At 29.0% G+C, this 23,335-nt stretch carries 23 protein-coding genes; 14 read left to right on the top strand and 9 right to left on the bottom strand.

Annotation, left to right across the window (positions count from 1 at the left end; genetic code table 11):
- The first annotated feature begins 90 nt into the window (after window positions 1-90).
- Window positions 91-426: a single-stranded DNA-binding protein gene (locus JOP69_RS11890; protein ID WP_203392809.1), complete on the top strand. Its 336-nt coding sequence runs from the start codon at window positions 91-93 to the stop codon at window positions 424-426.
- A 52-nt stretch (window positions 427-478) separates the two neighbouring features.
- Here the strand turns inward: JOP69_RS11890 and JOP69_RS11885 are convergent, their stop codons facing one another.
- A complete protein-coding gene (locus JOP69_RS11885; protein ID WP_203392808.1) occupies window positions 479-1,399 on the bottom strand; it encodes a L,D-transpeptidase in 921 nt (306 codons plus the stop codon).
- Window positions 1,400-1,550: 151 nt separating this feature from the next.
- Between JOP69_RS11885 and JOP69_RS11880 the strand changes: the two genes are divergently transcribed.
- Window positions 1,551-2,048, top strand: coding sequence for a hypothetical protein (locus JOP69_RS11880; RefSeq protein ID WP_203392807.1), 498 nt, complete (start codon window positions 1,551-1,553; stop codon window positions 2,046-2,048).
- 1 nt (window position 2,049) lies between these two features.
- Here JOP69_RS11880 and JOP69_RS11875 read toward each other — a convergent pair whose 3' ends face one another.
- The 7 genes from JOP69_RS11875 to JOP69_RS11845 all read right to left on the bottom strand — a co-directional run bounded on the left by JOP69_RS11875 (window position 2,050) and on the right by JOP69_RS11845 (window position 7,414).
- Window positions 2,050-2,502 carry a pyridoxamine 5'-phosphate oxidase family protein gene (locus JOP69_RS11875; protein ID WP_203392806.1) on the bottom strand — a complete coding sequence of 151 codons (453 nt, stop codon included), beginning with the start codon at window positions 2,500-2,502 and terminating at the stop codon, window positions 2,050-2,052.
- Window positions 2,503-2,699: 197 nt separating this feature from the next.
- Entirely contained in the window at window positions 2,700-2,996 is a 297-nt protein-coding gene (locus JOP69_RS11870) for a chaperone modulator CbpM (protein WP_203392805.1), read from the bottom strand.
- Window positions 2,997-2,998: 2 nt separating this feature from the next.
- Window positions 2,999-3,886 (bottom strand): DnaJ C-terminal domain-containing protein, encoded by an 888-nt coding sequence (locus tag JOP69_RS11865; RefSeq protein ID WP_203392804.1) that lies wholly within the window; start codon window positions 3,884-3,886, stop codon window positions 2,999-3,001.
- 88 nt (window positions 3,887-3,974) lie between these two features.
- On the bottom strand, window positions 3,975-4,649 hold the full coding sequence (locus tag JOP69_RS11860) for an ABC transporter ATP-binding protein (RefSeq protein ID WP_203392803.1): 675 nt from the start codon (window positions 4,647-4,649) through the stop codon (window positions 3,975-3,977).
- Window position 4,650: 1 nt separating this feature from the next.
- The gene (locus JOP69_RS11855) at window positions 4,651-5,913 is read right to left on the bottom strand and encodes an FtsX-like permease family protein (RefSeq protein WP_203392802.1); all 1,263 of its coding nucleotides are present in this window, start codon (window positions 5,911-5,913) and stop codon (window positions 4,651-4,653) included.
- Window positions 5,913-6,995 (bottom strand): efflux RND transporter periplasmic adaptor subunit, encoded by a 1,083-nt coding sequence (locus JOP69_RS11850; protein WP_203392801.1) that lies wholly within the window; start codon window positions 6,993-6,995, stop codon window positions 5,913-5,915. Before JOP69_RS11850 ends, JOP69_RS11855 begins: the two co-directional genes overlap by 1 nt.
- Window positions 6,996-7,003: 8 nt before the next feature.
- The gene (locus JOP69_RS11845) at window positions 7,004-7,414 is read right to left on the bottom strand and encodes a hypothetical protein (protein ID WP_203392800.1); all 411 of its coding nucleotides are present in this window, start codon (window positions 7,412-7,414) and stop codon (window positions 7,004-7,006) included.
- Between the two features lie 137 nt (window positions 7,415-7,551).
- Here JOP69_RS11845 and JOP69_RS11840 point away from each other — a divergent pair, with 137 nt between their 5' ends.
- The 11 genes from JOP69_RS11840 (at window position 7,552) to JOP69_RS11790 (ending at window position 19,509) form a co-directional block, all read left to right on the top strand.
- Complete coding sequence (locus JOP69_RS11840) at window positions 7,552-8,793, top strand: PAS domain-containing sensor histidine kinase (protein WP_203392799.1); 1,242 nt, start codon at window positions 7,552-7,554, stop codon at window positions 8,791-8,793.
- Window positions 8,790-9,839, top strand: coding sequence for a response regulator (locus JOP69_RS11835; protein ID WP_203392798.1), 1,050 nt, complete (start codon window positions 8,790-8,792; stop codon window positions 9,837-9,839). Before JOP69_RS11840 ends, JOP69_RS11835 begins: the two co-directional genes overlap by 4 nt.
- Before the next feature lie 91 nt (window positions 9,840-9,930).
- Entirely contained in the window at window positions 9,931-10,770 is an 840-nt protein-coding gene (locus JOP69_RS11830; RefSeq protein WP_203392797.1) for a universal stress protein, read from the top strand.
- Between the two features lie 472 nt (window positions 10,771-11,242).
- Complete coding sequence (raiA, locus tag JOP69_RS11825) at window positions 11,243-11,545, top strand: ribosome-associated translation inhibitor RaiA (RefSeq protein ID WP_203392796.1); 303 nt, start codon at window positions 11,243-11,245, stop codon at window positions 11,543-11,545.
- Between the two features lie 272 nt (window positions 11,546-11,817).
- A complete protein-coding gene (locus JOP69_RS11820; protein ID WP_203392795.1) occupies window positions 11,818-12,669 on the top strand; it encodes a universal stress protein in 852 nt (283 codons plus the stop codon).
- Window positions 12,670-12,964: 295 nt separating this feature from the next.
- Entirely contained in the window at window positions 12,965-13,816 is an 852-nt protein-coding gene (locus JOP69_RS11815; protein WP_203392794.1) for a restriction endonuclease, read from the top strand.
- A gap of 3 nt (window positions 13,817-13,819) precedes the next feature.
- A complete protein-coding gene (locus JOP69_RS11810) occupies window positions 13,820-15,193 on the top strand; it encodes an MBL fold metallo-hydrolase RNA specificity domain-containing protein (RefSeq protein WP_203392793.1) in 1,374 nt (457 codons plus the stop codon).
- Window positions 15,194-15,208: 15 nt separating this feature from the next.
- On the top strand, window positions 15,209-15,625 hold the full coding sequence (locus tag JOP69_RS11805; protein WP_203392792.1) for a hypothetical protein: 417 nt from the start codon (window positions 15,209-15,211) through the stop codon (window positions 15,623-15,625).
- A 108-nt stretch (window positions 15,626-15,733) separates the two neighbouring features.
- A complete protein-coding gene (locus JOP69_RS11800; RefSeq protein ID WP_203392791.1) occupies window positions 15,734-16,183 on the top strand; it encodes a hypothetical protein in 450 nt (149 codons plus the stop codon).
- Between the two features lie 627 nt (window positions 16,184-16,810).
- The gene (locus JOP69_RS11795; RefSeq protein ID WP_203392790.1) at window positions 16,811-17,272 is read left to right on the top strand and encodes a (2Fe-2S)-binding protein; all 462 of its coding nucleotides are present in this window, start codon (window positions 16,811-16,813) and stop codon (window positions 17,270-17,272) included.
- Window positions 17,273-17,292: 20 nt separating this feature from the next.
- Window positions 17,293-19,509 carry a xanthine dehydrogenase family protein molybdopterin-binding subunit gene (locus JOP69_RS11790; protein ID WP_203392789.1) on the top strand — a complete coding sequence of 739 codons (2,217 nt, stop codon included), beginning with the start codon at window positions 17,293-17,295 and terminating at the stop codon, window positions 19,507-19,509.
- A 549-nt stretch (window positions 19,510-20,058) separates the two neighbouring features.
- Here JOP69_RS11790 and metG read toward each other — a convergent pair.
- On the bottom strand, window positions 20,059-22,113 hold the full coding sequence (metG, locus tag JOP69_RS11785; RefSeq protein ID WP_203392788.1) for a methionine--tRNA ligase: 2,055 nt from the start codon (window positions 22,111-22,113) through the stop codon (window positions 20,059-20,061).
- Window positions 22,114-22,183: 70 nt separating this feature from the next.
- On the opposite strand from metG, the gene JOP69_RS11780 reads away from it, so the two are divergent.
- Window positions 22,184-23,233, top strand: coding sequence for an LD-carboxypeptidase (locus JOP69_RS11780; protein ID WP_368377895.1), 1,050 nt, complete (start codon window positions 22,184-22,186; stop codon window positions 23,231-23,233).
- Window positions 23,234-23,335 lie beyond the last annotated feature (102 nt).

Here is a 23,335-nt window from a genome sequence, read left to right as displayed (position 1 = left end):
GTGTCGCAACTTTGCAGAGTCAAAACGAATTGACAAAAACAAATTATAAACTTGCACTGAGCATGGTCGAGGTGTTTAAAAACTTATCTTATGAATACGTTAAGAAACAAAGTACAATTAATTGGTAGATTGGGTCAAGACCCAGAAATAGTAACTTTTAAAGATGGTAACAAAATGGCCAAATTTTCTATGGCTACAGATGATAGTTACAAAGACAAAGCAGGTAATAAAATAGAGCGTGCTTATTGGCACAATATTGTTATTACTGGTGGTTTGGTTAATGTGGTAGAAAACTATGTAAGCAAAGGAAAAGAAATAGCGGTTGAAGGAAAACTAACAAACAGATCTTATGATACCAAAGAAGGAGAAAAAAGATATATTACAGAAATTATGGTGAATGAATTATTGCTTTTAGGAGCTAAATAAATTCAGTAAATTTTATATAAAAAAAGCATTGATTTAGTTATCAATGCTTTTTTTATTTTTTAGAATAGCCGTAAATGTCTTTTAATATTATATTTTTTCCGCTGATAGAATCTTTTATGTTTAAATTATATCTAATGTTAATTTTAGTGTTTATGGGAGCATAATAATAAATAACCCAAATATCTGCTTCTTTAGCGCCAATACAACCGTTAGAATAGGCTTTACCCAACGTTTTTGGGTTGGTTGTTGTGTGTATTAATTGTCCGTAGCGTAAACCATTAATTTCAGTTTCTATAAATGGCACTTGAGGCAATTTTGTAACCTTTTTATCATCTCTGTTGGTTACATAATATCTATGTCCATTAGCAGGGTTGTAGAAATCTGGAAACCGTTCATACCCCACAATTTTTCCTTTACCTGTTTTTGTTCTTAAATCTAAAATTCTACCAGCCATTTTTAGATATTTTTTTTCATTTCTACCAACCCGAACGGGAAAACTATAAAGCTCTTTATCGTTTTCAAAAATTCTAAGCTTATACTCGGGGATGTTTATATCTATCCTTGTGTTGGTAAATGAATTGTATATCTCTTTGGCCTTTATAGAATCTGGTATTATTAGTTGATTTCCCTTTTTTAAAACAACCATTTTCTTTTGATTGTAAACAAAAGAATCTTTTACTTTCATTAGATAGTAATCCGTGTTTTTTAGAGTATTAATTATCCAAGGATTTGCTCTTACCAACAAGTGTTCTGTTAGTTTATATGTGGTTAAAGTATCGTATTTTATGACAAGAGAATCTATAAATTGAAAGTAGTTTTCTACAGTGATATTTTTTTTGATAGTTATTTTTTTAGGAGCAATATTATTTGAGAAACTAGCTCTTATTTGTAAAAAAGGAACTGCATTTATATTGCCAATATGAAAGTATATTAGTAGCAATAAAAGGATCTGAAAATTTATTTTATGTTTCATTTTCAATGATTTAGAATCACTATGATACTAAGTTAATATTTATTATAAGGAAATGAAATGATATTTATCATACATAAAACTTGCTGATGAATATCATTGTAATTTGATATATTTTTAACTTCTTTTACTTAAGAATTTAAAATGGATTATTATGAAAATAGAACATTTAGAAGAGCGCGTTAATGATTATAAAGCATCTATTAAAACGGTTGTTGATAAAAAAACGCTATGGGAAAGTACTACTAAAAAGTTAATCTTAAACACCTTAAGGAATACTGCTAAAAGCTATAATATTGGTTGGAAGGTTCAAGAACTTAATTGGATTCATAACAATGAAGCTGTAAATATTATATTTGATTCTTTTCCGTCTGATCTTATTGATTGTACAAACAAGATTCCTGCTTATCAATTTATACAAGGAGGAGCATTGGTTTTTTCACAATCTTATAGTGGAGATGTATATATAATGGTTCTTTTGCCTTATGTAGAGCAACTACCAATAGAAAATAATAATATAGAACTAGGAATTTTTAACCCAACAGAAATTACAGCAAAACTTATTATTGAAAAAGTTGATGAATTCTTAAAAGAGATGATAAAATGGGAGGTACCATCTTATAAAACCGAATTAGGTTTTCAGCATAAATAGTCTAGTACGTAATCTTTTTTCCTGTCAGATCATCTATTCTTATTCTAAATACGATGGTTGTATTTTTGGTTTCTTTTTTGTGTGAAAAATCTCCAATACAATTTACTTCTTTATGTTCTTTTTTTAAAATAAGTTCTTTAATTCCTGCAGAAAACTCATGTAAATCTTTCTTTGCCTCAGAACCAGATAACTCTTCATAAAATCCGTGAACTAATACAGAATTACAAACGTTGCTATCTGTTTTTTCTGAAACTAATAGAGAAACTTTTCTATTATCTCTCATTGATTTTGTTTTATGTCCATCTTCAGAATAACCAATAATAATGTCTTCCTTTTCAAAAAAATAGGTCATTGGTACAACAAAAGGTCTATCGATATAAATATATCCTAATTGACCTATATAATTATTTGCTAATAGGTTTTTACATTCAGAATCGTTTAAATTTGTTATCATGATGCTAAGTTTTGGTTAAAACAGATAACTAAGCTAGTTAAAATCAGATATATAAAACATGATATAAATCAGTTCTCCATGATTTGTGTTATTTCTTATTTTAAATTAGAAGTACTATAATCTTTTGATAGCCTAAGATAACTAAGCATAAAAGTATAAATAATCAGAAGTTTTTTATCAGAAATTATTTTAGCATTTTATTCATTTTCATAAAAGTTAAGTTTGTTTTGCAAATTATTTATTTCTTTTTTTAAAGAATCTACTTGGTTTAATAAGTTATAAATTGCATCAACCCCTTCTAGATTTATGTTTAAATCATAATGCAACCGAATCATTTTTTCTACTTCTGTTATTTGCGTAATTTTAATATAGTTATCATCATTTTCTGCAATAACCTCTATTAATTCATACTCTTTTAATTCGTTTATAAAAGCTGTAGGTATGCTGTAATGCTCACAAAATTGCTGAATAGATATTAAATTTTGAGTTTCCATATTTAGCGTTGTTTTTGTAATTCTTTAATTAATTCTATTTCTTTTTCGTTTAATTTAGTAGGTATTTTAAGTTGATAGGTAATGTATAAATCTCCAAACTGACCTTCTTTTCTATATTTAGGAAATCCTTTTCCTTTCAGTTTTACTTTGGTTCCGTTTGCTGTTTCTGGTTTAATGGTTAATTTTACTTTACCATCAAAAGTATCAACCATTAAATCACCACCTAGTAATGCGGTGTATAAATCTAAATCAACATCAATATAAAGATTGTCTTTGTCTCGTTTAAATTTGGTGTTATTTAGAATAGAAAACTGAATGTATAAATCTCCATTTGGGCCACCATTTACACCTTTTCCTCCGTGTCCTTTTATTTTGATGTTCTGACCGTTTTCTACACCAGCCGGAATTGTAATTCTAATGTTTTTACCGTTAACAGTAATTACTTGTTTTTGGGTTTTGTAAACATCTTTTAAGTTTAATTGAATTTCAGAATTATAATCTTGTCCTCTATATTTTGCACTTGTTCTTCTTCCAGAAGCCCCACCACCGCTAAACATGTCTCCAAAAATATCAGAAAAATCTTCTTGAGAATACCCACCTTGACTACTTTGAGATCTTCTTTGATGCTCTTGTTGTCTTTGTTTTTCTTGTTCGTAAGCCTCTCCGTTTTGCCAATGTTCTCCATAGGTGTCGTATTTCTTACGATTTTCTTTGTTGCTTAAAACTTCATTGGCTTCATTAATGTCTTTAAAGTTTTTCTCGGCAGTTTTATCATTCGGATTTAAATCTGGATGGTGTTTTCGTGCTAATTTTCTGTAGGCTTTTTTAATATCAGCTTCAGAAGCACTTTTAGTAATTCCTAATATTTTGTAATAATCTACAAAGGCCATTTGTTAGTTTTTTTATGTTATAAGAGCATCAATAAAGATATTAAAATTAAATTTAAAATAAAATGAGAATTGTCAGTTCTTAAAAAAATTAACTTATTATTCTGCCATCTTCCATGGTAATAATTCTATCTGTTTTTTTTGCAAAATCCTCATCATGTGTTACAATAAGTAAAGACAAACCTTGTTCGTTACTTAATCGTCTAAAAATGTTAAAAACATTATCAGAGTTATGACTATCTAAATTTCCGGTAGGCTCATCTCCCATAATTATAGAAGGGTTATTAATTAGAGCCCTTGCAATGGCAACTCGTTGTTTTTCACCTCCAGATATTTGTGATGCTTTTTTTTGAGCTAGATGCTCTATGTTTAACATCTTTAATTTTAACATTGCATCCTGCGCTATTTCTGGAAAAGATTTTTCTCCTAATTTTTTAGCAGGAAGCATTACATTTTCTAGCACAGAAAATTCTGATAATAAATAATGAAATTGAAAAACAAAACCAATATGTTTGTTTCTAATATGTGCTAATTTGTCTTTTTTGTCTCCAGAAATTAATTGGTTGTTTATATATAATTCTCCTTCATAATCTGTATCCATAGTAGATAAAATATACAATAATGTAGATTTACCACAACCAGATTTCCCTACTATAGAAGCAAACTCACCTTTTTTAATTTTAAAATTAATATCTTTTAATACATGAAAAGATACAGGCTTTTTAAAAAATTTATTAATATTTTTTGCTTCTAAAATTGTATTCATTTTACTGGCCTCTTATAATTTTAACGGGATCTATTTTTTTTGCTTTTTGAGAAGGTAAGTAACCTGCAAAAAAAGTGGATACGATGGCAAATACAATTCCTATAAAGTAATACCAAATATTAAAATCTATTGGATATGTTTTTAGCCTTGGTAAAGCTACTGTTTTATAGGGAATTGTATGAATAATATTAGTGAATAGAAGTCCTAAAAGTAACCCAAGAACACCACCTACGATTCCTATAATCATTGCCTGACTCATAAAAATCATTTGTACATCTTTACCCGAGAAACCAACTGCTTTTAGAATAGCAATGTCATTCATTTTTTCATAAATAAGCATATTTAAAATGTTATAAATTCCAAAACCGGCTACAATTAACAACGTAAAAGAAACCGCATAGGTTATTAAATTTCTTATAGAAGTACCTGTTTCAAATTGTGCGTTTGCAGTATTAATATCTACTGCTTTTAGGTTAAATTGTTGTTCAATATTTTTAGCAAGAGGGAGTGCCTTTTCTATATTGTATAATTTTACATTAATATCTGTAACATAGTTTTTAGCTTCTCCTAAAATGGTTTGTACTGTTTTAATATTTGTAAAGCTTTGTATAGCATCTATCTCTGTACTTCCACTTTGATAAATACCAACAATTTTTAAAGGAAAAACATCGCCTTTTATGGTACTAATTTGAACTCTTTCTCCAATGGATAATGACATCTTTTTGGCAACTCCAGAGCCAATTATAATACTATTTTCTGTATTTTTTAAATCCTTTGGAGAACCTTTAATTACATAATCTTTAAAATTAAAAAGCCTTGCTTCTTCTAATGGATTTATTCCTGTTATGTTTCCACCAAGCTCTATAGATCCTGAGATGTAGAATATATTTGTTTTTATTTGAGAAATGGCTCCTTTAACATCTTTAAGGTTATTTAAATACTTAATAATAGGCAATGCATTATGTATTTTTTTCTGATTTAATTTTGGTTTAATAGAGTGTACAACATTAAAACTATTCTTATAACTATCAAATAAAGAAATAGGTTGTTGTTTAGAGGGTTCTATTTCATTATAAATATGAATATGAGGTGTTTGATTTAGAATTAAATCATCTAAAACATTATTTAAACCCGTCATAAAACTAACCAAAGTAATGTAGGATGCTATGCCAAAAGTAACTCCCAAAGCAGCAATAGTAGATTGCTTAAATTTAGAGAGCAAATGTGTTTTTGCAATATTTAGTATGATGGGCCATTTTACCATTATTCTGGTTTGTAAATTTTGGTGTTTTTTGAGATTCCAGAAAGCACCTCTATAAACTCCATATTTTGCAGACCTATACTAATATCTACCAAGCCATCGTCTGTTTTTACTTTGTTAAAATCTGCAAGATATTCCTTAGGTATGGTAAGTACAGAATCTTTTTTATTGATGATAATATTTGCTTCACCAGAAAGACCTGGATACAATTTTTCAGGAGCTTTATCAAACAATGCTTCTACCTTAAAAGTTTGGTTTCTGGAGTCTTTTAGAGGATAAATTTTAGAGACTTTCCCTGTAAAAATACGCCCATTATAAGCATCTAAATTAATAATTACTTTTTGGTTTTTGCTTATTTTTACTATATCTACTTCATCTACCAACATTTCTATTATAAAATTAGTTGCACTACCAATGGTAGCCACAGGTGCTGTAATAGTTACAGTTTCTCCTGGTTCTTTAAAAAGTGCGTATACTTTTCCGGTTATGCTACTTTTTACTCTAAAATCTTTGGTGTTAATTAAGGAAGATTTATAATTGTTTTCTGCTTGTTTTACAGTATTTAATAATTGACTTTCTGTTCTGTTGTAGTTGTTTTTTATGAGTTGTAAATCATTTAAAGATAACTCATAATTTAGTTTTTTTGTATCGTATGCTACTTTAGAACCTATTTTTTGATTCCATAGATTTTGTTGTCTTACAAAATTGATAGAATCATTTCTAAATTTAATTTTAGCCGCAACAATTTCATCTTTAAGACCTTTTAGAATTGCTGCATTTCCGTTGTAATTTTCTTTTGCTAATGTTAAAGATAATTTAGCATTTTCGGTATTTAGTTTAGGTGCGTTATTAACTACTTGTACTATAGCCGTTCCTTTAGATATTACCTGATTTTCTTCTACTAAGTTTTTTTCTAAAATACCAGCTACAGATGCGTAAACTTGATATAAACTATCTGGCTGAATAGTAACAGAAGTATAAACAGATTCTGTAATACTTTTATATACTGGCACTATTTTTTCTTCTTTACTAGTGCATGAAGTAATAGCTACTATAAGCCAAAATATAAGAGTTAATTTTTTCACATCTATTTTTATGTTTTTTTTAATTCAATACTTAGTCTTGCAACCAACATTAATTCCGATTTATTTATATCTGCAACAGAAGCAGCTATTTTACTTGCTGTTTTCATTATAAGACTGTTAATATCTTTTGTAAACAAAGAAGGATGTTCTTTTTTAAAGTCGATAAACTCATTATAACAAGTTTCAGAATTCAAAAAACTTTCATTGTTTAACCAATCGAAAACAGTTTCAATTTGATAGGCAGCATCAGAATGAAAATCATCATCAACTGGGTCTACTTTTGTCCATTTCTTTTTTACAATTTCTTTTAAAACATTAAACTCTACTTCTTCTACAACATTATCTGCAGCAGCAATTGCAAAGAATAATTTTCCAAGATTTTCATAAAAAGAAATAATAGTGTTTTGTGAAGGTTTCATAATCAGTAATTTATGAATAAAAGTAAAATTATAAAATTATGTGTCATAAAATTATGATAATAGTCAGTAAATGCTATAATTTCAATCTAAAATTTAGTATTTTTATTTTTTGTTTAATTTGATAATTTATTACTAAAATGCTAAATAAAGAGCAAGATATTTTTAATGTACTTTTTGAAGCCGTCTCTGAGGGGGTTGTAGTTGTAAATGATAAACAAAATATAGTTTCTGTAAATACATCTGTAGAAAAAATGTTTGGCTACAACCCTAGAGAACTTGTAGGAAAGGCCTTAAATATTTTAATACCACGTAATTATCATGCTGGTCATGGGGCTCATTTTAAGGGTTTTATGAATAATAAAGAAAAAAGACAGATGGGTAATGGGAGAGATTTGTATGGCGTTAGAAAAAATGGAGATGTATTTCCGTTAGAAGCAGGTTTAAATCCGTTTGAAATTTATGGAGAAACATTTGTTATGGCTTTAGTTATAGATATTTCTGTGAGAAAACAGCAAGAAGAAGAAATCTATAAATTAAATGAAGAGCTAGAAAAAAAGGTTTGTGAAAGAACCAAAGAATTAAGTAAAACGGTTCATGAATTAAAGGAGGTAAATATTGAATTAGATGCCGAAAACCATAAGAGAATAGAAGCCGAAAACCAAATTAAGGCAGCTTTAAAAAAGGAAAAAGAACTGAACGAATTAAAAACCAAATTTTTATCGTTAGTTTCTCATGAATTTAAAACACCTTTAAGTGGTATTTTAACCTCTACCATGTTGTTGGGTAAATACAAATTAGCAGAACAGCAAGAAAAAAGAGACAAGCATTTAGAAACCATAACCAATAAAGTTCATTATTTAAATAATATTTTAAATGATTTTTTATCAATAGAAATATTAGATTCAGGTAAAATAAATTACAAATTTCATACTTTTAAACTAAGTAAGGTAGTAGATGAGGTAATTTATAATGCAAATATGCTTTTAAAAGAAGGGCAAAGAATTAAATATCCAGAAGATATAGATGAAATATCTTTAACTCAAGATGAAAAAACAGTGGCATTAGCGTTGACTAATTTAATAAACAATGCTATTAAATATTCTCCAGAAAATACAGAAATAAATATAGAAATAAGGCAAGATAAAACCACTACCACTATTAAAATTATAGACAATGGTATTGGCATTCCAAAAGCAGATCAGAAAAATATATTTAATCGTTATTTTAGGGCAGAAAACGCTTTACTTACAGAAGGAACAGGAATTGGATTAAATATTATTAAAAGTCATTTAAACAATTTAGGAGGAACTATTACTTTTGAAAGTGAAGAAAATATTGGATCTACTTTTACAATGAAGATTATTAATAAGGCAATATGAGAAAAATACTATTAATTGAAGATGATGTAGTTTTAAGAGAAAACACGTCAGAACTTTTAGAATTATCTAACTATGAAGTTATAAATGCTTCTAATGGTAAAATAGGGGTACAACTAGCAAAAAAAATAGTGCCAGACATTGTTGTTTGTGATATTATGATGCCAGAACTAGATGGTTATGGTGTATTAGAAGCTTTAACCAATAACGAAAAAACACAACACATCCCTTTTATATTTTTATCTGCAAAAACAGAAAGAATAGATGTAAGAAAAGGAATGGATTTAGGTGCAGATGATTATATAACCAAGCCTTTTAGTGAAGATGAACTTATAAATGCAATAGAAAGTAGACTTGCAAAAGCGGCTATTTTAAAAGATCGTAGAGAAACAAAACTAGCAGTAAAAGAAGAAAAAGATGACATTAGAAGCCTTAATGATTTAAAAAATTATTTTGAAGATAATGGAGAAACCTTTCTTTTTGCTAAAGATGCAACAATTTATAAAGAAGGTAATAACTCTAATTACATTTACTTAATAAATAGCGGACTTATAAAATGTCATAAGCTAGATGAGCAAGGTAAACAACTTACAACAGCGCTGTATAAAGAAGATGATTTGTTTGGGTATACCTCTTTTTCTCAAAATTTAGCGTATCAAGAATCTGCCACCGCAATTCAGAAAACAGAACTGGTTGGGATTTCTAAAAAAACATTAACCAGTGTTTTAAATAAAAACCATAAAGTAACTTTAGAGTTAATAGAATTGTTAACAGAAGATTTAGCCGTTGTAAAAGACCAACTTTTACAAATGGCGTATAGCTCTGTAAGTAAAAAAACGGCAAAGACAATTTTAATGTTTGCAGAAAAATTAAATAGAAAACCAGAAGATCAAATTAAAATTTCTAGAAACGATTTGGCAAGTGTTGCAGGTATTGCTACAGAGACATTAATAAGAACAATGTCTAGCTTTAAAAAACAAGGTTTAATAGAAATTGAAGGTAGAACTATTAGAATTTTAGACTTAGAAAAATTAAGAGATATTTGTTGATATTAAATGAATTAGCGTCTATATGACCAATATCATTTTTTAAAATGCATTCTAGCAATAAATTTGTCTTTTAGATAAAAGATGAATTTAAATGAAAACTATTTTACTCCCTACAGATTTTTCAGACAATTCTTGGAATGCAATTGAGTACGCTTTAAATTTTTATAAGCACTCAATGTGCAATTTTTACCTATTACATGTTAATCGATTAAATGACGTTGTAATGGAAGATTATCTTTATGAAAATGCCCAAGATCTTCTTGTAGATGTAAATGTAGAAAGTTCAAAAAAACAATTAAAAGCCCTTCAAAAAAAAATAACGTTAAACTTTAAGAATAAAAACCATAAATTTTACACTTTAACAGATTCTAACTTTTTTATTGAATCTATTAGACATCATGTACAAGAGAAAAAGGTAGATGTAATTGTTATGGGAACAAAAGGAGCCAGTGGTTTTGCTGGGTTTATTACAGGTAGCAATACAGGAGATGTTATTACAAAAGTAAAATGTACAACTTTAGTGGTACCCGAAAATGCTAAATTTAATAAAATAGAAGAAATTGCGTTTCCCACAGATTTTTCATTATCTAACGATTTACAATTATTACAACCCATAATAGATATTTTAGAAGAGAAAAAAGCATCTTTACGAGTTTTAAATATTAGTAAAAAAGTTACCGCTTTAAATGATGATCAACAAAAAAGCAAAGAATTATTAGAAGATTATTTTTATAATTATAAACACAGTTTTCATTTTTTAACAAATAAAAAAGTGGAAGATGCTGTACAATGTTTTGTAAATAGTAGAAATATAGATATGATTGCTATGGTAGCAAAAAATCTTAATTATTTTCAACAAATATTATTTCATACTAAGGTAGCCGAAATAAGTTATCATACAGATGTTCCTTTTTTAGTACTTCATGAATAAAAACAATATGTTATGGATAATTCAATTTTTTTAGCAAAGTTTTGGGGGTATTACTTACTTATTTTTTTCGTTATACTAAGTTTTAATCCAAAAAGGATAAGACAAATTTTTAACGATTTAGAAGATCAAAAATTTTTGATTATTCTATCTTTTTTATCAATTATAATAGGATTGATAAATATTTTACTTCATAATATTTGGGAGCCTAATTGGAAATTCATAATTACTTTTATTGGATGGGCTTCATTACTTATTGGGTTGTTTCTTTTTATTTTTCCGAAGCGAACCATAAATTGGTTAAAATTTGTAAACATTAAATTTGTACAAGTAATATATACACTACTTTTTCTAATAGGTTTATATCTATTAAATATAGCGTACGCTATTATAATAATTTAATTTATCTAAAGGGCCTCTTGCCTTATGGATAGATTGTTTCAAGATTTTTATTATTAACTTAAACACCATAAAGATGAAAATAAATATTCAATTTGTTAACATGTCTACAAGTGAAACTATGGAAGCTTATACCGAAAAAAAGCTAGATGGTTTGGTTAGAAAATTTGATAAAATTATAAAAGCAAATGTGTCTTTTAAAAAAGAAAACGACTCTAAAGATAAAGGCGTTATTTGCGAAATGGAGTTAAGTGTTCCAGGACCAAGATTGTTTGCTTCTTCTAATGAAAAAAATTATGAACTTGCTGTTAAAAACACCATTTCAGATTTAGAAAAGCAATTACTAAAGAGAAAGGCAATTACAAAACCTTATCTGTAAGGTTAGATAAATGTACCGTTAAATTATTATCAGACTAATAAAGACTTGTTTTTAGTCTGATAATAATTCTGCAATAGATGTGCTCTATATTTCTTTAGATAATTAATCCTTTACTAAGGAAAACTTAAGAAAATTAGAGGTTCATTTTATACTTAAAAAGCAACATATTCTATTTTAAAACCATGTAGATAAATAAGTTTATCTACAAAAAGCCCTTTTTTGGGGTTACAAAATAGTATGCATAATTTAGAATTTTATTAAAAATAAACATCATGAAAAATATACTTTTACCAACAGATTTTTCCGATAATGCATGGAATGCAATTAAATATGCAATTCAATTATTTAAGGATGAAAAATGTAATTTTTTTATAATGAATACTTATACACCAATAATTTATGATGTAGAGTATATGAACCCAGGTGTAGATAGGTTTAATTTAATTGATGTAGTAAGAAATACATCAGAGAAAGGGGTTGATAAACTTCAGAAAAAAATTGAAAGTCAATTTAAAAACCCCAATCACACATATCATAAAATTTCCTCTTTTAATACTTTAACAAGTGAAATAGAAGAGTTGCATGACAAACATGTAATGGATCTTATTGTAATGGGAACCAAAGGAGCAACGGGTTTATCAGAAATTTTATTTGGATCTAATACTGTACATATCATTAAAAATGCAAAATGCCCAGTGTTGGCAATACCAAGTAATTTTGCTTTTGAAGCTCCAGATGAAATTTTATTTCCTTCTGATTATGAAGTTTCTTTTAATAAAAAACAGGTAAAACAAATTGTAGATATTGCGGTTTCTAATACTGCTAAAGTTAATATTTTAAACACAACTTATGGCGATGATTTATCTAAAAATCAAGAAGAAAATAAACAAAAATTAGACGAATTATTTAAAAATGTTACCCATATATTTCATAGTGTAAGCAACCAAAGTGTAACGGGAGCAATTTCTGAATTTCAATTAAAAATGCGAATTAATCTGTTAGTGATGATCAATAATAAGCATTCTTTTTTCGAAAATTTATTTTTTAAATCAACAATTAGTCAAATAGGTTTTCATTTAAATGTACCTTTCTTAGTAATACCATCCGGAAAAAAGAAGCACTAAACTAAATAGGAAACACCATTAAAAAAGATATATCAGAATTAAAAAGAGTTTTCTAAACTTTAGAAAAGACAACTTTTTAATTCTGATATATATCATAGTATAATTCAGGGTTTTAAGCTAGCTTTAAAAAGTAATCTTAAATAGATGTAATATAAAAACTACGGGAGTCTATTTAGACAAACGGAAAGCACTTGTTTATAAAATTACAAAAGAAACATAAGTATTTAAAACAAATACATAGAACATTTTAATATTTCTGGAGAATTTGGAATACGTTTTAAAGAAGGCTCACAAGATGGATGATACAGACATAAATATCATAAAGTATTCTGGCAAAAAAGTAAAATTTTCTATCCATAAGCTACGTGCCTCTTTAAAAAGAACAGGTGCAGAAGATGCTGTAGTAAATCAGATTATAAACAAAGTAAGAGATGAATTGTATCAAGGAATTTCAACTAAAGAAATTTACAATAGAGCATTTGCATTGCTTAAAAAGAAGAAAAGTTGTTTAGCATCTAAATACAAATTAAAAAAAGCAATTTACGAATTAGGCCCAACAGGTTTTCCCTTTGAAAGATTTGTAGCAGCAGTTTTAAAATATGCTGGCTATAGTGTAGAAGTAGGTACCATATTAAACGGTAAATGTGTTACCCATGAAATAGATGTAATTGCCAATAAAAATAATGAAACTACTATTGTAGAATGCAAGTTTCATGGGCAACAAGGTTTTAATTGCAATGTAAAGATTCCGTTATATATTAATTCTAGGTATTTAGATGTAAAAGCCTATTGGAATGCAAACAACAAAACAGGGCATAAATTAACAGAAGGTTGGGTGGTTACAAACACAAGGTTTACAGAAGATGCATTAAAATTTGGTAGCTGTTGCGGTTTGTATTTATTAAGTTGGGATTATCCTAAAGGAAATGGTTTAAAAGACAGAATAGACCGTTTAGGTTTATATCCAATAACCGTTTCTACATTGCTTACCAAGAAAGAAAAAGAGTTTTTATTAAATAGAAATATAGTGTTATGTAGAGAAATAATAGAAGACGTTTTTTACTTAGATCATTTAGGTATTTCTACGATTAGAAAAGATAGAATACTAAATGAAATTAAGCAATTGTGTAACAGTAAAAATCACTAAAAGATGAAACATTTTGCTAAAATAAAATTTTTGGGAGCTGCAGGTGTAGTCACCGGCTCAAAATTTTTAATTGAAACTTCAGAGAAAAATATACTCATAGATTGTGGTATGTTTCAAGGTTTAAAAGAACTAAGAGAACTGAACTGGAAAGATTTACCTGTAGATGTAAGTAAAATTGATGTAGTGCTTTTAACACATGGTCATTTAGATCATGTAGGTTATTTACCAAGATTGGTAAAACAGGGCTTTACAGGTAAAATTATTGGAACAGCACCTACTTTGTCTATTGCAGAAATTATATTAAAAGACAGTGCTAAAATTAATGAGGAAGAAGCAGAAAAAGCAAACAAAGAGAAGTATTCTTCTCACAAACCAGCTTTACCATTTTACACGATTAGAGATGCCGAAAAAACGATACATCAATTTGAAGTAGGAGTTGAAAATAAGTGGATTGTTTTATCAGAAAATATTACCTATCGTTTTCAATATAATGGTCATATTATTGGCGCCACTTTTATAGAGTTAGATATTAATGGAAAACGTTTTGTCTTTTCTGGAGATATTGGTAGAAGTAATGATTATCTATTAGATGAACCCAAAACTCCAGAATGGGCAGATTTTTTATTTATAGAAAGCACGTATGGTAATAAATTACATCCGGTAGAAGATGTAGAAAAAAAATTAACGGGCATTATTAAAGATACTATTCAAAAGAAAGGAAACTTGATCATTCCTAGTTTTGCTGTAGAACGCCTACAAACCCTTATGTATATCTTATGGAAGTTATACAAAGAAAACAAGATTCCTAATATTCCAATATTTGTAGATAGCCCAATGGGCAACAGAGTTCTAGATGTTTTTAAACGTTTTCCTAAATGGCATAAATTACCAATGGAAGAATATAATGCCATGTGTAATCATATAAATATTATACAATCTTATAAAGAAACATGGAAAACTATAGATGATAAAAGGTCTAAAATTATAATTGCAGGAAGCGGTATGGTAACTGGCGGTAGAGTGCTAACCTATTTGCAACAAATGATAGATGAATCTTCTACAACTGTTTTATTAGTAGGCTATCAGGCAGAAGGAACCCGTGGTAGACAACTGTTAGAAGGTGCGCACGAAATTCGTTTTTATGGCAAATATTATCCTGTAAAAGCAGCTGTTAAAACCATAGAAAGTTTGTCTGCGCATGCAGATCAGCAAGACTTATTAAACTGGATGAAAAACATTAAAAATGTTCCAGAAAAGGTATTTTTAATTCATGGTGAACCTACGGTTTTAGATGCTTTTAGAGTGAAAATAAAAGACACTTATAATTGGAATGCAGTTATTCCAAAATTAGAAAATGTAGAAGAGATTGTAATATAATTAAATTCAAATAAAATGGACGTAGAGAATATTTATAAAAGTTTTAATGAAAACAAATCTATAGAAGAATTGAAGTACAATATGCTGCAATATAAAACGAGATTAAAAGAAGAAATTATAGAATATAAATTTTATAAAAACCTTTTAGAAGCCTCTATCTTTAAAGTAAATACTAGAAATTTATTCGAAAATTTAGAGATGTTTAAGAAAGATATAACTAGTACAGAAAATGAAGCTTTAGCATTGTTAAAAGAAATTGAAATACATTCAAATTCAATTACAAATAAACTTGAATGTGAAGATTTATTTTGTGATAATTTTTTTATAAAAACGCATGATGATTTAGAAAAGAAAACCTATCAATTCTTTATTCAATGTACAAATTTTAAAATTAAAATATTCGAATATTTAGAAAGTACCTTAAAGCAATAAGTACTAGTAATTTTGCAGCGCTCTGATGTATATCATTTTATATTTTTTGTTTTCAATGTAACTTAGTAGCACTAATCTATTTTAAATCTGAATTTAATACTTTTTATCATGAAAATAAAACAAGTAAATACTAGTTTCATAGAGTGGTTAAGTGCAGAAGAAATGCATAATGACTCTAAAGAATGGCTTTTAGAATTAGAATTTTTAAATGATGAATATCTTTTTTTTGAAGATTTAGTAAAATGGAATACTCTTCAATTAATCGATTTTCAATCTTATGCTAAAAGTAAAGAAATTATAGAAATTTTAAGTAGCTCTAAAAAGACCAATGACGACTTAATTAAATTGGTGAAAGAACATGAAAATAATCTGCAAGTTTTAGTAGACGGAATAGATGAACCTAAAAAAGAACAAGGTTATAAAAACAAGCATAAAACTTTAATTGTTTTGTTTAAAAATCATTTAAAAGAGCACAGAGAATTGAAACGAAATTTATACAATATTTTAAAAAAAATCAATAAAACAGAAAAACAAAAAAGAATAATAGATGTAGAATAAAATGGCCATAAGCTAAAAAAACAACTTAAAGAAGAGTTAAGAATTGTGGAACAAATTTAGACAACTAGTTATTTAACGCTGTTTTATTTACAAGAATTATAGGTATAGAAAACAAAACCGTGTACACGAAAACCTTTAGATATAAGTTTTAAGGATGACTATTATGTGCATCAAGAAATTTATTACAATCTAGAATATTATAAAAATTTAAATATTTTCAATACAGGAACTTCGTTACACTGCATCTGTTTTTTAAAAGAAAGAGAACTAATATAGAAAGGTGCAATTGATATTATTGATTCATCTTCTATAAAAGAAACGGTAGATGTTTATGTAAATTTATTAGTTTTTGCTTTAGAAGAAGAACTTTTAAGGAAATAAGAAACAGAATAAAAACAGGAAGATAAGGCTGCGTAAAATTGTATTGAAAAAGAGGAATCCGCCCATTTTTTGGGTGGATTCTTTTTTATTTATATACAACGGTCCTGTTTTGTATTTGTTTTTCGTTCAGTTGATTAAATCTTTTTTTTTGTTAAAAAAAACCAAAAACATACTCATTAAACGTCTAGTTAAAATAACGAAAGCAATTTTTTGTAACTTCCAACTTTAATTTAAAACTTATTTTCTATGCCAAATTACACACTTCATATTAACGGAACAGCGCGTAAAGTAACTGTCGATGCAGATACGCCATTGTTATGGATTTTAAGAGATGAACTCAATTTAGTGGGTACAAAATTTGGTTGCGGTATTGCGCAATGTGGCGCATGTACAGTACATATAGACGGCGTTGCAACAAGAAGTTGTCAAATGCAAGTTTCTATTTTAGATGATGTAAAAATCACTACCATAGAAGGATTGTCTGATGATGGAAAACACCCAGTGCAAGAAGCCTGGAAAGAGATTGATGTGCCTCAATGTGGGTATTGCCAAGCAGGACAAATTATGACTGCTTCTGCATTTTTAGCGGAAAATAAAAACCCTTCAGAAGAAGAAATTAGAGAAGCCATGCACGGTAATATTTGTAGATGTGCTTCTTATAATAGAATTGAAAAAGCGGTAAAAGTTGCTGCAAATAAAATGTCTTAATCATAAAACTACTTCACAAAATGGAATCTATTACAAAGAATAATTTTAGCAGAAGAAACTTTTTAAAGGCATCAGTTTTAGCAGGTGGTGGTATTTTAATTGGGTTTAATTTATTAACGGCTTGTAAACCAGAGGCAGTGATGCCTGTAGACATTACAAAATTAAATTTCAATGATTTTAATGCATTTATTAAAATTTCTGATGATGGTTATGTTACTATTTTTTCGCCAAATCCAGAAATTGGGCAAGGTGTAAAAACAGCAATGCCAATGCTTATTGCAGAAGAATTAGATGTTGAGTGGAGTAAGGTAAACGTGGTACAAGGAAATTTAGATACTAATAATTTTACCAGACAAATAGCCGGTGGAAGTCAGTCTATTCGTTTTAGTTGGGATGCTTTAAGACAAACAGGAGCAACCACCAAACAAATGTTGATAAATGCTGCAGCTGCAAAATGGAATGTAGATGCTAATACATGTAAGGCTTCTAAAGGAATTATTACAAACTCAAGTGGTAATACATTAGGCTATGGAGATGTTGTAAAAGAAGCTGCAGTATTAGAAGTTCCAGAAAATGTAAAGTTAAAAGAGGCAAAAGATTTTACAATTATTGGTCAGGAAATTATAAATGTAGATATCGATAAAATTATCACAGGAAAACCTCTTTTTGGATTAGACTATAAAACAGACGGAATGGTGATTGCTTCTGTTTTAAGGCCACCAGCTTTTGGTCAAATATTAGAAAGTTTTGATGCAACAGAAGCAAAGAAAGTAAAAGGTGTAATTGATGTTATTACCATAGGCAATAAAGTAAGAAAGTATGTAGCATCTGGTAAGAAAAATTGGACATTTCAAATGTCTGAAACAGATAAAGTAGTAGTGATTGCAGAAAATACTTGGGCAGCAATTAAAGGTAAAAAAGCACTTACAGCAGTTTGGAAAAAAGACAGTAAATTAGAATCTACAGAAAACCATGATACAGTTTTAACTGAAATTTTAGAAGGCAAAAAATTAAAAACAAGAAGAGAGGATGGAGATATAAAAAAGGCTTTTGCAACAGCAGATAAAGTGATAGAAAAAACATATCATTCGTCTTTTTTACCACACAATTGTATGGAACCCATGAATTTTTATGCTGATGTTACATCAGAAAAAATTCATTTAGCAGGGCCTGTGCAAACACCAGAATTTGCAGCAAATGTGGTTGCAGATTTGTTGGATTTTGATATTGATAAAATCTCTTTAGAAATGACCAGAATGGGCGGTGGCTTTGGTAGAAGATTGTACGGAGATTTTGTGTATGAAGCTGCAGAAATATCTAATACAATTAAAAAACCTGTAAAATTGGTTTCTACTAGAGAAGATGATATGACAACAGGTGTTTATAAACCTGCTGTAAAATATAGAATAAAGGCAGCTCTAAAAAACGGACAAGTAACCGGTTATCATTTAAAAGAAGCAGCTGTAGGTGGTAATATGTATGGTTTAATCGCTAATTTTTTTCCTGCAGGATGTATTCCTAATTATAAAATAGAAACGGGCAGTTATAATAGTAATATTACAACTGGTGCATGGAGAGCTCCTTATACCAACTTTTTGGCATTTGCAGAGCAAAGTTTTTTTGATGAATTAGCATCAGAATTAAATGTAGATACCATTCAATTACGTTTAGATTTATTGCAGAATGTAAAAGGTACTACAGATAAAAAGATACAATATTCTGGACAAAGAATGGAAGACACTATTAAACTAGTGAAAGATAAAGGAAATTGGGGAAAAACAGAAAAAGGAGTTTTTCAAGGTTTTTCTGCATATTATAGTCATAATACACACGTTGCAGAAATTGCAGATATTGTATTAAAAGACGGTCTTCCGGTAATAAAAAAAGTAACTGTTGCCGTAGATTGTGGTATTGTTGTAAATCCAACAGGAGCAAGAAACCAGTTAGAAGGTGGCGTTTTAGACGGAATTGGGCATGCCATGTATGCAGATTTCTCTTTTAAGGACGGAAAACCAAATTCTAAAAACTTTGATACGTATCGTTTAATTAGAATGCAAGAAACACCAAAAGTAGAAGTGCATTTTGTAAAAAATAATTTATCGCCAACAGGATTAGGAGAACCAGGTTTACCGCCTGCAGGAGGTGCCGTTGCAAACGCAATTAACGCTGCATTAGGAAAAAGAATTTATAAACAACCGTTTATTAACGAATTCAAAAAGAGTAGTGTTTTAGGTTGATCTACTAGAAGTATTAAATTTAAAATGAATTTTGAGTAAAATGAAAATCGCTAAAAACAAATGAATGTTTTAGCGATTTAGCATAGGGAGAGTAACTTTAGTTTGTTATAAATTTAGGGATTTCTAACAAATTACTTCTCTAAATACTTTATAGGGATTATATTACCTTGGTGCTAAATTATTTAATTATTTGATGTCTAGTGTTTTATTTCGTTAAAGTGAATAAAATGATCTGTGAATCGTTTATAATTCTCGATATAAAGTTATATTATGTGTTGTAATTTATGAATAATAATTTATTTCTTGTAAAAAATTGTAATTTTCTTTTAAATATTGAATAATAGTTGTTTTTATTTAAAAACGCTATACCCTAAAAACTTACTGCTTTGAATAAAGGAGAAGTCTCACAAACCAGATTGTACAATACGGCGTAACTTTTTGTGATTTCTCTTTATATCAAAAAAGATAAAACTATATGCAGAAATACTTCTGTAAAAATATAAAAGAAAGTCGCTAAAAGCGACTTTCTTTTATATAAATAAGTTTGTATTAACTAACCTGTTGCCCATTTTTAACTGCCTTTGTAGGTTCTACAAAAGCTAGTTTTCCATCAGGAGTATCTGTCATTAAAATCATTCCTTGGCTTTCTACACCTCTAATTTTTCTTGGTGCTAAATTTACTAATACAGACACTTGTTGGCCAATAATATCTTCTGGAGAAAAGCTTTCTGCAATACCAGAAACAATAGTTCTTGTGTCTATACCAACATCAACTTTTAACTTTAAAAGCTTCTTTGTTTTAGCTACTTTTTCAGCTTCTAAAATGGTACCAATTCTAATATCTAATTTGGTAAAGTCATCAAATTCTATGGTTTCTTTTTGTGGTTCTACCACTTTATTTTCTTGTTCGTTGGCAATTTTAGTCGCTTCTAATTTTTCTACTTGAGCTTCTATCGTTTGATCTTCAATTTTAGAAAACAACAATTCGGCTTTGTTTATTTGGTGAGCTGCTGGTAATAAAACATCCTTTTCTGTAACATCTTCCCAAGAAAGAGCATCATCAATATTTAAAATCCCTTTTAATTTATCTGAAGTAAACGGTAAAAATGGTTTAGAAACTACGGCTAAAGCAGCAGAAATTTGCAAAGCAACATACATAATTGTTTGTACGCGTTCTGCATCTACTTTTATAACTTTCCAAGGCTCTTCATCTGCTAAATACTTGTTACCAAGTCTAGCTAAGTTCATTAATTCTTGGCTTGCTTCTCTAAAACGATATCTTTCAATAGACTTTCCAATAATATTTGGAAACTCTTTTACAGCGGCTAAAACATCTTCATCTACTTCTGTAAAATCATTTGGAGCAGGAACAATCCCTTCATAATATTTATTGGTTAAAACCACTACTCTGTTAATAAAATTACCAAAAATAGCAACCAATTCGTTGTTGTTTTTAGCCTGAAAATCTTTCCAAGTAAAATCGTTGTCTTTACTTTCTGGTGCGTTTGCTGTTAAGGTGTAACGTAAAACATCTTGCTGATTTGGAAATTCTTCTAAATATTCGTGTAACCAAACAGCCCAATTTTTAGACGTTGATAATTTATTTCCTTCTAAATTTAAGAACTCATTTGCAGGTACATTATCTGGTAAAATATAATCTCCGTGTGCTTTTAACATGGCAGGGAAAATAATACAGTGAAAAACAATATTGTCTTTCCCTATAAAATGCACCAATTTAGTATCGTCTTTTTTCCAGTAATCTTCCCAATTTTTGCCTTCTCTTGCTGCCCATTCTTTGGTAGATGAAATGTATCCAATTGGCGCATCAAACCAAACATATAGCACTTTTCCTTCGGCATCTTTTAAAGGAACCGGAATTCCCCAATCTAAATCTCTCGTTACGGCTCTTGGTCTTAAACCATCTTCTACCCAACTTTTTACTTGTCCGTAAACATTAGGTTTCCAATCTTTTTTATGCCCTTCTAAAATCCACTCACGTAAAAAAGCTTCGTGTTTATCTAAAGGTAAAAACCAGTGTTTTGTTTCTTTTAAACTTGGTGTGTTTCCTGTAATAGAAGATTTTGGGTTTATTAAATCAGTTGCATTATGGCTTGTTCCGCAGTTTTCACATTGGTCTCCATAACTTTCTTCGAAACCACATTTTGGGCAAGTTCCAACCACAAATCTATCTGCTAAAAACTGATTTGCTTCTTCATCATACAATTGAGCAGAAACTTCTTCTATAAATTCGCCATCATTATACAATTTTGTAAAAAAATCAGAAGCAGTTTCATGATGAATTTTAGAGGAGGTTCTAGAGTAGTTATCAAAAGAAATTCCGAAATCTTCAAAAGATTTTTTAATAATTCCGTGGTATTTATCAATAATCACTTGCGGAGAAACACCTTCTTTTTTTGCTTTCATTGGTATGGCAGCACCGTGCTCATCCGAACCAGAAATGTAGGCAACATCATTACCCGTTAAACGTAAATAACGCGCATAAATATCTGCAGGAACGTAAACGCCTGCTAAATGACCAATATGTATGGGACCGTTTGTATATGGTAAAGCGGCAGTAATTGTATATCTTCTTGGAGCACTCATGTGTTCTATGTATTAATTTTGGACTGAATTTTGAAGTGCAAAAGTACGAAAAAGGGAGTTTTAAAAACCATTGAAAATTAATACATTTACAGTAAATACATTTTTAGAGTATTCCAACCAAGAAACAAGACACATTTTGAATAAAAAAACGATTTTTACCGCCTTAGTTTTGATGATTTTCTCATCCGTAAATGCCCAAGATAAATTAATTACGCCACCTTATTTACAAAAGGGAGACACGATTGCTATTGTAGCGCCTGCAGGAATTTTAAAAAATAGGCAAGAAACTATTTTTAAAGCAAAAAAATTAGCAGAAAGTTGGGGCTTAAAAGTAGTTTTAGGAAAACATATTTTTAATCAGAACGGTCATTTTGCAGGTTCTGATGAAGAAAGAACGGCAGATTTTCAAAAAGCTTTAGACAACCCAAATATAAAAGCAATTTGGGCAGGACGTGGTGGTTATGGTTCTGTAAGGGTTTTAGATAGATTAGATTATACGGCATTTTTAAAACATCCAAAATGGATAATTGGTTACTCAGATATTACTGCTTTTCACAGTCATATTCATAATTTAGGTGTAGAAACCATGCACGCAATGATGGGCACAAGTGTAGATGATAAACCAGAATTAATTTTAGAAACTCTAGCATCGTTTAAAAAAGCACTTTTCGGAAAACAATTAAAGTACACTATTCCTTCTTCTAAATACAATAGAAAAGGTATTGCTAACGGACAAATAGTTGGTGGAAACTTGGCATTATTATCTTCTATGTTGGGCTCAAATAGTCAGACGGATACTAAAGGAAAAATACTTTTTGTTGAAGAAATTGGAGAATACAAATATAGCATCGACAGAATGTTACAAAGCTTAAAAAGAGCGGGTTATTTTAATAATTGTAAAGGTTTAATAATTGGTGATATTTCTAAAATTAAATACAATTCTACCAAATGGGGACATACTATTGAAGAACTAGTTTTAGATGTTGTAAAAGAATACGATTTTCCTGTTTTATTTGATTTTCCTGCCGGACATAAACCAGATAACCGAGCTTTGATTTTAGGAAGAAATATTGAATTAACCGTTGGATCTGGACAGAGTTCTGTTGTTTATGAAGAATAAATTAATGTGTTTTTATAAAGTAAACCTCAAGGGGTTTTAAAATCTTTGAGGTTTGGTTTGTCAATTATTTTGTAAATTAACACATTGGCAATTTGATGACTG

Origin of the sequence: Polaribacter sp. Q13 (genome assembly GCF_016858305.2) — a bacterium.
In the GTDB taxonomy this organism is placed as follows: Bacteria; Bacteroidota; Bacteroidia; order Flavobacteriales; family Flavobacteriaceae; genus Polaribacter.
The sequence above is the reverse complement of the archived record's forward strand: the minus strand, read 5'-3'. Positions and strand labels throughout refer to the sequence as shown.